Annotated in this window: 10 protein-coding genes; 7 read left to right on the forward strand and 3 right to left on the reverse strand. The window is 38.8% G+C overall.

Features of this window, described 5'->3' with window-relative positions; genetic code table 11:
- The 6 genes from FC24_RS05865 to FC24_RS05890 form a co-directional block, all read left to right on the forward strand.
- On the forward strand, positions 1-449 hold a 449-nt coding region (locus FC24_RS05865), incomplete at its 5' end, for a DUF4312 family protein (protein WP_235807329.1).
- Complete coding sequence (locus FC24_RS05870; protein WP_057873959.1) at positions 450-1,229, forward strand: DUF4311 domain-containing protein; 780 nt, start codon at positions 450-452, stop codon at positions 1,227-1,229.
- A 15-nt stretch (positions 1,230-1,244) separates the two neighbouring features.
- Positions 1,245-1,910, forward strand: a complete 666-nt coding sequence (locus FC24_RS05875; protein ID WP_057873960.1) for a DUF4310 family protein — start codon at positions 1,245-1,247, stop codon at positions 1,908-1,910.
- Between the two features lie 16 nt (positions 1,911-1,926).
- Positions 1,927-3,039, forward strand: coding sequence for an amidohydrolase/deacetylase family metallohydrolase (locus FC24_RS05880; protein WP_057873961.1), 1,113 nt, complete (start codon positions 1,927-1,929; stop codon positions 3,037-3,039).
- 2 nt (positions 3,040-3,041) lie between these two features.
- A complete protein-coding gene (locus tag FC24_RS05885) occupies positions 3,042-4,142 on the forward strand; it encodes a DgaE family pyridoxal phosphate-dependent ammonia lyase (protein WP_057873962.1) in 1,101 nt (366 codons plus the stop codon).
- 288 nt (positions 4,143-4,430) lie between these two features.
- Positions 4,431-4,616 (forward strand): hypothetical protein, encoded by a 186-nt coding sequence (locus tag FC24_RS05890; protein ID WP_057873963.1) that lies wholly within the window; start codon positions 4,431-4,433, stop codon positions 4,614-4,616.
- Between the two features lie 68 nt (positions 4,617-4,684).
- Here FC24_RS05890 and FC24_RS05895 read toward each other — a convergent pair whose 3' ends face one another.
- From FC24_RS05895 to FC24_RS05905, 3 genes are all read right to left on the reverse strand, one after another.
- The gene (locus tag FC24_RS05895) at positions 4,685-5,167 is read right to left on the reverse strand and encodes a Dps family protein (protein WP_057873964.1); all 483 of its coding nucleotides are present in this window, start codon (positions 5,165-5,167) and stop codon (positions 4,685-4,687) included.
- A gap of 216 nt (positions 5,168-5,383) precedes the next feature.
- On the reverse strand, positions 5,384-6,529 hold the full coding sequence (locus tag FC24_RS05900; RefSeq protein WP_057873965.1) for an LCP family protein: 1,146 nt from the start codon (positions 6,527-6,529) through the stop codon (positions 5,384-5,386).
- A gap of 167 nt (positions 6,530-6,696) precedes the next feature.
- Positions 6,697-8,070 (reverse strand): hemolysin family protein, encoded by a 1,374-nt coding sequence (locus FC24_RS05905; RefSeq protein WP_191980374.1) that lies wholly within the window; start codon positions 8,068-8,070, stop codon positions 6,697-6,699.
- Positions 8,071-8,346: 276 nt separating this feature from the next.
- Between FC24_RS05905 and FC24_RS05910 the strand changes: the two genes are divergently transcribed.
- On the forward strand, positions 8,347-8,928 hold the full coding sequence (locus tag FC24_RS05910) for a CvpA family protein (RefSeq protein ID WP_057873967.1): 582 nt from the start codon (positions 8,347-8,349) through the stop codon (positions 8,926-8,928).
- Positions 8,929-9,009 lie beyond the last annotated feature (81 nt).

Raw genomic sequence — 9,009 nt, forward strand, 5'->3', positions numbered from 1 at the left:
GAGATCTCCAAAGGATAGAAACTATCCTTCAACACCATTTGACAAACTTCCATAATTTTGTGTGGGAAGCAGGTAATGACATGAAAGAAGCAAGCCAAACGTTACACAAAACAATTCGGATTACAGGACAAGGCGACAGTAAGCAAAAAGCAGTTGGCAATGCCTTAGCGCAAATTCATAAGAAAATTAGTGCTGATTCCAATCAATTAGCAGTCAGAATTATACCCGAAGACATACGGATTGTTTCGGCAATCGTTGAAACATTTAAAGAACACTTTTTGTTTTTCTTTTTTCCAAGAATTAGAAAAAAATATCAAGTGACCTTGGATGTTACTGTCAATGTGATGTCTTTAGACTTGGCAGCCTTGGATTTTACTGAACAGAAAGTTTCTTCTCCCGATAAAGTGCTTTTATCAAAGGTTAAAAGCTTGGCTAGAGGAGGTAAATAAATGCACATCACAGTTATTTTCATTCAATCATTAATTGTCGGTGCCCTTGTTGGCTTTGCAGCAGGTATTGGGGCGGCAAGAATGTTTAATGCACCTAAAGTACAGGCACTTGGTGCTTTTAGGACATTGGGCGAAATGAATGCTGCTGAAGGCGATCCAGTATCTCATTTTTCTTTTGGATTAGGTTTCTTCTTTAATGCGTGGGCTTCAACTGTTGGTGCTGGTGCATTTACGCAAGATATCACGCACCGTGTCATTCCTAACTGGGCAGCAGCTGCGTTGCTAATTCGGAATAAAAAAATTGCAGAGACAGTGCATAACCCTAAAAAAATGGGAATTGCCGGTTTAGTGATTGGTATATTAGTAGTGACTTTCTTAAATATTACGTCTTCAGCTATCCCAGAGTCATTACAAGTTACTGCAGTGAAAGTTTTGGTACCAGCGGCGAATACGTTAATTAATATTGTCATGCCAGTTCTTTTTTGGCTAGCAGCAATAGATGCCGGTCACCGTTCAGGCTTATTTGGTACTGTTTTTGGTGGACTAGCTGGTTTAATCATGGGCAATGCAGTTCCTGGTGTTGTGTTAGGGATTTTGCTAGGCAAAGGTGTCGATGAATTAGGGTGGCGACGCATTACTAAAATTATGCTTGTTGCCATTATCTTATTGTTTGTATTAAGTGGTTTCTTCCGTGGCTTTGACATTGAAACATTGAAGTCACTTCATTTATCCACGCCAGATTGGCTCAACCATTTACATGGATTAGTTAATCCTGAATAAGAAAGGCGGATTTGAATGCAAAACGATTTGAAAGATTTAGAGCATGCTAAAAGCTTTTGGTTCGCTGACTGGGCTTTTCCGATTATTGTTGGCTTGATGTCAGCAGGTGTTTTTGCTGGGACTTCTATGTACTATAATTATGGTGTTGGTGCTTTTAATGAAGTTGCGATTGTTGCCATGTTAAAAGCCGGTATGTCCGGAGGTTCTTATGGTGCAGCCGCTGCGTTTGGTGCAAGCTTTTTATTTGCTCGTATTCTTGAAGGCTCATTAGTCGGTATTCTTGATTTAGGTGGTTCGATTTTGACTGGTGTTGGGATTGGCATACCTGCTATTTTACTGAGTGTCGGCATTAAATTACCGATGGAAAGTTTTCCAATAGCACTTTTAACTGGTTTAGTATTAGGCGTTATCATTGGTGGTGTTATTTATTTAGTCCGTAAGTTCACCATTGGCCAGTCTTCTTCTACATTTGGTGCCGATGTCATGATGGGCGCGGGTAATCAAACTGGACGCTTTTTAGGGCCACTGATCATTTTAAGTGCCATCACTGCATCGATTCCAATCGGTATTGGATCAACCATTGGTGCCGCGATTTTTTACGCCTGGAAGAAACCGCTACCAGGCGGCGCAATTATAGGCGCCATGATTGCAGGGTTCTTTTTCCCAGTGGGATTAAAATGAAATAGAGGTGGCAATAATGGAGGATTTATATATAAAAAATGGTCTAACTGCTGATAAGCAGACAATTGAAATCGCTATAACTGGTGGCAAAATTGTTGCTGTAGACCGGCAGTTAATCGGGATTCAGGCAAAGCAAACTGTTGATTTAAAAAATGCGGCATATGTCTCTGCAGGGTGGATTGATGACCACACACATTGTTATGAAAAACTATCGTTATATTATGATGATCCAGATAAAGATGGCTACAAAACTGGTGTGACAACTGTGATTGATGCAGGTTCTTGTGGCGCAGATAATATTGCTGATTTCTATCGCATTACGCGGCATAAAAAGACAAATGTGTTTACCTTGATTAATGTGTCCAAAACAGGTATCTTAGCGCAAGATGAGCTAGGTGACATGCACAGAGTTCAGGAAATCCCATTGCTTTCAGCGATTGAACAATACCCTAATTTTATTGTTGGAATTAAAGCACGTGAAAGCCATTCAGTGGTTTTAGATAATGGTGTCAAACCACTTGAGGCAGCTAAAAAATTTCAGCAAAAGACGGCTGGATTACCAGTTATGGTGCATGTTGGTGCCAATCCGCCTGAACTAAGTGATGTACTTAAGTTAATGACTCGGGATGATATATTAACTCATGCTTATAATGGTAAGCCAAACGGTATGTTAGATCAGCACGATAACATTAAACCTTTTGTTAAAGCTGCTTATCAGCGTGGCGTTATCTTCGACGTCGGCCACGGCACAGATAGTTTTAATTTTCATACTGCTGAAATCGCAAAAGCGGCGGGATTACACCCTAAATCTTTAAGTACGGATATCTATCATCGTAATCGTGAAAATGGCCCTGTTTATGATATGGCAACGACTATGGAGAAAATGTTGGCATTAGGGTATTCATTACCACAAATTATAACTATGGTCACTACTGGACCGGCCGCTAATTTTAATTTATCGACTAAAGGTCGTCTTGAAATCGGTGCTGATGGGGATTTAACCATTTATGAAGTGAATTCTGGTAAAAAAACGTTAACAGATTCAAATGGTAATCAACGGACTGCAAAAACATTAATTAAGCCACAATATACTGTGATTGCCGGCAAGTTATTTAATATTGGAGGATAAAAATGGCAGATATTTATGAACAATACAAATTAAAGCAAGTAATCAATGCTAGTGGCAAAATGACCATTTTGGGTGTATCCAAAGTTTCAGATACGGTGTTGAAAGCACAAAAATTTGGTGGTCAACATTTTTTTGAAATGTCCGATTTAGTAGTTAAAACCGGACAACACTTAGCCAATTTAATTGGTGCAGAAGATGCAATTGTGGTTAATTCAGCTTCCTCAGGGATTGCCTTAGCTATTGCAGGCTTAATCGGTCAGGGAAGCCAATATCATGTACATCATCCCTACGATCAGCGCTTCAAGCAACGCGAGATCATTATGCCTAAGGGACAGAACATTGATTATGGTGCACCAGAAGAAATGATGATTGAATTAGGCGGAGGCCAGTTGGTAGAAGCTGGTTATGCCAATATGTGCACACCTGCCCATATTGAAGAGATGATCACTGAAAATACAGCTGGTATTTTATACGTAAAAAGTCACCATGCGGTGCAAAAAAGTATGTTGTCCGTTGCGGATGCATTAGCCGTTGCCCATCAACATCATTTACCATTAATTTTAGATGCGGCGGCTGAAGAAGATTTACGTCAATATGTTGATTTAGGTGTCGATATTGTGATTTTCAGCGGCGCTAAAGCAATTGAAGGACCAGCTTCTGGCTTTGTTTTTGGAAATAAAAAATACATTAGCTGGTTGCGGATGCAATCCGCAGGTATCGGTCGGGCGATGAAAATTGGTAAAGACAATATCTTAGGCTTGACAGCAGCAATCGAATTTTATTTAAATCATGGTTCAGAAAAAGGGACGGTGATGAAAGCCCGTTTAATGCCGTTCGTTGAGGAGTTAAACAAGGTTAAGGGACTAAATTCTAAAGTGGTGCAAGACGGTGCTGGTCGTGATATTTTCCGTGCTAGTGTGGCAGTTACTAAAGCTTCACCACACGATGCCAAAGCGATTACAGCACAGTTAAAAGCAGGAAATCCTGCCATTTATACGCGAGAATACCGGGCTAATGAAGGGATTATTGAATTTGATATCCGTGCGGTTGATCAAGCAGAAATGCGACAGATTGTGTCACGGTTAAAAGAGATTCAAGCTTAGCGATTTAATCAATGGATGAGTGATGCTGTTTTTTCGATCACATGTAAAAAAAGTGGTATTAGTGCAAATAAAGCCGGTTAATTTTGGTTTTTGATGGCTTATAAATGATGACTTTCACATGAAATTACGGTATGGTAGTAAATAGGGGGCAATGCACTGGTAACAGTAAGATTCGATTGTTTACCGATTCATACTGCCCAGGATTTGATTAAACGGATGATGGTCATTTAAACATGAATGCCAACTATTTAAGCATCTGCCCATCATGACTGTGGGAGGAAAAAGCGGGTGCGAAGTTTTAGTTATCAAGGATTAAAGAATTATTTATCAACGTTAGAAGAATTTAGTGAAGTTGAAGTGGTTGTATTAGAGAGTCCCAGTCGTTACTATCGTGTTTATTTAAATGACTTACAGGATCTGAAGCGTTTAACACCAACTGCTATTTTCAATGTGAATTGTCATGAGATCGTTTAGGCTTTTGAGAAAATAATTGCAATAAAAAAACGCGCAAGTGCGCGTTTTTTCGTTACCATTTAATTAATTTAGTCATCATATGGTGCTTTGTCTAAATAAGCATTGAGCATCCAAATATTCTTGTCAAGATCACTCTTGTAGCCGTTTAACATATCTTGTGTTGGCAAGTCTTGTTCTTCATCAGTGATTTCGATGCCTTTTTGATATTGGTCACGTAAATATTTGAAGCCTTTAACCAAGCGTGCCATGAATTCTTTCATGTCTAATTGGTCAAATTCAACTTTTTCGTCTGGTAAGCCAGTATTTTCGATAAATTCATGTGTGGTTGCCATTGGGGCACCATTTATGGCAATTAACCGTTCTGCGACTTCATCAAGTTGGTCACTTAATTGGTCACCATAGTCATCCATTAATGGGTGTAACCGGAAAAAGCTTTGACCACGTAGATACCAGTGCGTTTGTTGGATAATAACCTTTAATTGGCTAATGTCAGCAATTAATTGGTTAAGTTGTGCTTTGGTCTTTGGAAAATCGTAGTTATAAGTTGTCATAAACTAACCCCTTTTCTAAATTATTGTTCTACTTTAGAATACCAGTTTTGGAAGCGTTTGTAAACCATAATGATTATTTAAAATGAATCATTATGATCGTTTTAAAATCTCACAAGTATACGCAACTAGTAAGCTAGAATAAAACGGCTGATCAGTGGTATGTCGCGATTAACAACCACTATAATTAAAGTATAACATTAAGGTGAGTTAATCACATTAATTAGGCATATTGAATGTATTATTGTCGTTTGGTTGCTGGTCTTGTCCACTATTTGATGGCTGATAATGATGATTTGAATAAGTACTTTGATTATTTTGATAGGTTCCCGTAGCGTAATTAACAGTGCTGTCGGCACCATAGATAATGTAATTAGTGGCCGTAATCCCATCAAAATCAGGGTTAGCTTTATTTAGCCGAGTTTCACGATTGCTAATTTTTGTGGGGGTTAGGTTTAATTGCGTTCGCAATTTCTTAGAAATTCGGTTTAGCTCTTTTGTTGTTGCGATTTGATACGAACTACCATTAATATTAGCGTTTTTTCCTTGTAGCTGATCTGATGTCATGTGTTTTACTGCAGCACGGTAATTTGTGGCTAAGCCTTTCATATCTGAAAAACTTAAATCTGTTTTTAAGTTCTTTTGAACAACATTGAGGATTTTTTGGTAATTGGCAACGCCGTTTAACGAGAGCAATTTTTTAGTCACCGCTTTGATTACTTGCTGTTGTCGCAATTGGCGGCCATAATCACCTTTAGGGTCATCATAGCGCATTCGAGCAAAGGCCAAAGCATGCTTACCGTCTAGATGGTGGGTGCCTTTTTTAATTTTGGTTTTATTAAACGTAAACGTTAAATTACTAGTTACCGTGACGCCGCCAACTGCATCCACAATTTTGGCTAAGCCGCCCATATTTAACGTCAGATAATAATTAATGGGTACGTTTAATAAGTTGCTGACTGCCTTCTTAGCTGTTTTGGCACCGCCAATTTCGTAGGCAGAATTAATTTTTTGCACGCTAGTTTTTCCTTTAGCGGTCATTTCTGCCATGGTATCGCGGGGAATGCTGACAAAGGTCGTTTTTTTAGTGGTAGGATTAATGGTTGCGACAATAATGGTGTCAGAACGTCCTTTATCAGTTCGGCCATCGGCGCCTGTATCAACTCCTAGCAGTAAAATCGATAGCGGTTTTTGATTTTTAATTTTAGTGGCAGCGTTTTGGTCGCTTGCTTGGTAGATTTTACTAGCCGTTTGCTTGGTTTGATGGTAGGCATACGCTGCCATACTGCCACCGATAATTAATATTAGTCCTAACAAAGTTAATAAAATTTTAGGCCAACGCTTCATTTTCTTTTTATGCAGCATAATAGTCCTTTCATTAATTGGGATTTTCCATTCCATTATAAACATTTTTGCTTAACTCAAGCTTAAATATTTCAATAAGATTACAAAAAAGCGTGCATGAAAAGCAATTTTGCTTTTCATGTACGTCCCAGAGATTGTTAAACTAGCAACACCTTAAACTAAACGGATTAATCGGCGTTGTCTGATGACTCGGGCTGCTTTTGCACCGGCTTTTTAGTTGGTTGGCGCCGGGTAACTTTAAACCAATTAATATAAGCATTGTCTACATCACCGACAGTAAAGGTGAAATCGCCTAGTTTAAAATCTTGGTCAGGTTGAATTGTCGGATCTTCCTTCATCACGTACCCAGTTAAGGTGACCACATCGGAATCATCAAATTCACGTATTTTGACATTAAAGTAACGTTCAAAATCATAAAGTGTGATTTTTCCGTTAACACGGAAGCTACCATCTTTTTGTTTTTTCACATATTCTTCAGAAGGCACTTCATTTTCATCGCGAACTGTACCGAATAATTCTTCATAGATATCTTTGTCAGTAATAATGCCACTGGTTCCGCCGTACTCATCTACAACGACCACGATGGGGGTCCGCTTTTGCACCATTTGCGCTAAAACATTCTGCAAAGAAGCAGTTTCAGGAACGGTAATGATATTGCGCAATAATTTGCTGACTCGGATTTGATCATTAGTTTCAGCTTGCTTAATCAAATCATAATTGTAAACATAGCCAATAATATTGTCTTTATCGTTATCTTCTACTACTGGAAAGCGACTAAACCCTTTAGTGACGTACAGTTTAATGGTATCTGCTACATTGGCAGTCACATCGATTACGACTAGTGATGTACGGTCAATCATAATGTCTTTGGCAACTTTATCGTTCATTTCAAAAGCACGTTCCATATAAATGTAATCATTGCGCTCTAACTGACCACCACTAACGGCATTGCGAGATAGCGTTAGAATTTCTGCTTGCGAAAAGTTTTCGTTTTCTTCATCTGCCGGTTTTAATCCAATTAAGCGAACAACACCATTAGCGGAAACGTTTAGTAACCAGACAAAAGGATAAAACAATAAATGGAAGTAACGTAAGGGGGTAGTGACAAACATCATGGCCTGTAAGGGCATATCGATACTGATGTTTTTGGGAACAATTTCTGTAAAGACAACTTCCAGATAGGTTAAAATAATGACCCCTAAAACGGCACCAACAGCGTGTAATGCAGTTGGATTCATCATATGGCCAATATTAAATAAGTCCACTAAAATTGTTTCAACTGTGGATTCACCGATCCAACCTAAAATAATGCCAGCTACACTGACACCGACCTGAGTTGTGGATAGGTATTCATTTAAATTGTGTACCATGTGCAGCGCGGTGTTAATCTTTTTCGAATGGCCACCTAGCTGGTCTAATTTTTCTTTTAGTGCGCTTGGTCGTGTTTGAACTAAAGCAAATTCTGATGCGACAAAAAACGCCGCAAATAAAAAAGTGATTAGCATGATGACCAAATTAACTGCGATTTGACTACCAGTCACGTTCATTCCTCATTTCGCTCAAATTAACTACTTACATTCTACCATTTTTACCGTTGGTGTTATAATTTTTGCAATGCTAATGTTCATTATGTGCGTGTAATTAAAATAATCGACCAGCGTTTAAGCAAAAGTTAAATCGGCCCTGAGACGGTGGTTATTTGTTATTAATTTGGTAAAGTTGATTTATAGCAAATTAGCTTAAAAAATTATCATTCATCATTAGCTTAAAATAAGCGACAGTAATTTTTAATGCATTGAGAAAGGACGACAGCGCAGATGCTGATTAATATTATCATTATTGCCATTTTATTGTGGGCGATTTATCGTGGATTGAAACGTGGTTTGATTGCAGAGTTGCTTTATACCATTGGGTACGTTGCTGTTTTTATTTTTGCGCGTCTAGCAGCACCAGAAGTCAGTGCTTGGTTCGCTGGCTGGTCCAGTAGCGCAGCGACTAGTTTAAGTGTCACTTACACCATTGCTTTTTTGTTGTTACTGATGGTAGGTTGGTTAGTGATTCGTTTATTGGTTCGCTGGTCTCGGCTCATCACCTGGTTACCGGTGATTAAGCAAGCCAATGGTTTAGCTGGCGCAGTGGTGGCTTTTGTCATCAATTATTTTGGGGTATTTATTGTTTTGAGCGTCTTGAACTTTATCCCCAATGTAACGCTACAAAGCCAATTACAACAATCTAGTGTGGCTCAGAGTGTTGTGACGAAAACGCCAGTACTGACTAGCCAGTTACTTCAAAAATATTTATTTGATGGGCACGGTGACACTGAAACAACGGATTCAAACGCTGACAGTAATTCTGATGCGGAATTAGATGCAACGCAAACTAATGAAAATGCTATTTAAAAAACATTGATAGCAAAAACTGGGCGATGAAGTGAACCCTTAAAATTGGACAACTTTATTAAGCTGCTTTCTGGGCGGTAA

This window comes from Loigolactobacillus rennini DSM 20253, assembly GCF_001436505.1.
Classification (GTDB): domain Bacteria; phylum Bacillota; class Bacilli; order Lactobacillales; family Lactobacillaceae; genus Loigolactobacillus; species Loigolactobacillus rennini.

Bases quoted from the DNA above. Each gene is read 5' to 3' on its own strand.
- FC24_RS05880 (WP_057873961.1), top strand. From the start codon at position 1,927: ATGGAGGATTTATATATAAAAAATGGTCTAACTGCTGATAAGCAGACA.
- FC24_RS05900 (WP_057873965.1), bottom strand. From the start codon at position 6,529: ATGCTGCATAAAAAGAAAATGAAGCGTTGGCCTAAAATTTTATTAACT.
- FC24_RS05895 (WP_057873964.1), bottom strand. From the start codon at position 5,167: ATGACAACTTATAACTACGATTTTCCAAAGACCAAAGCACAACTTAAC.
- FC24_RS05875 (WP_057873960.1), top strand. From the start codon at position 1,245: ATGCAAAACGATTTGAAAGATTTAGAGCATGCTAAAAGCTTTTGGTTC.
- FC24_RS05885 (WP_057873962.1), top strand. From the start codon at position 3,042: ATGGCAGATATTTATGAACAATACAAATTAAAGCAAGTAATCAATGCT.
- FC24_RS05870 (WP_057873959.1), top strand. From the start codon at position 450: ATGCACATCACAGTTATTTTCATTCAATCATTAATTGTCGGTGCCCTT.
- FC24_RS05910 (WP_057873967.1), top strand. From the start codon at position 8,347: ATGCTGATTAATATTATCATTATTGCCATTTTATTGTGGGCGATTTAT.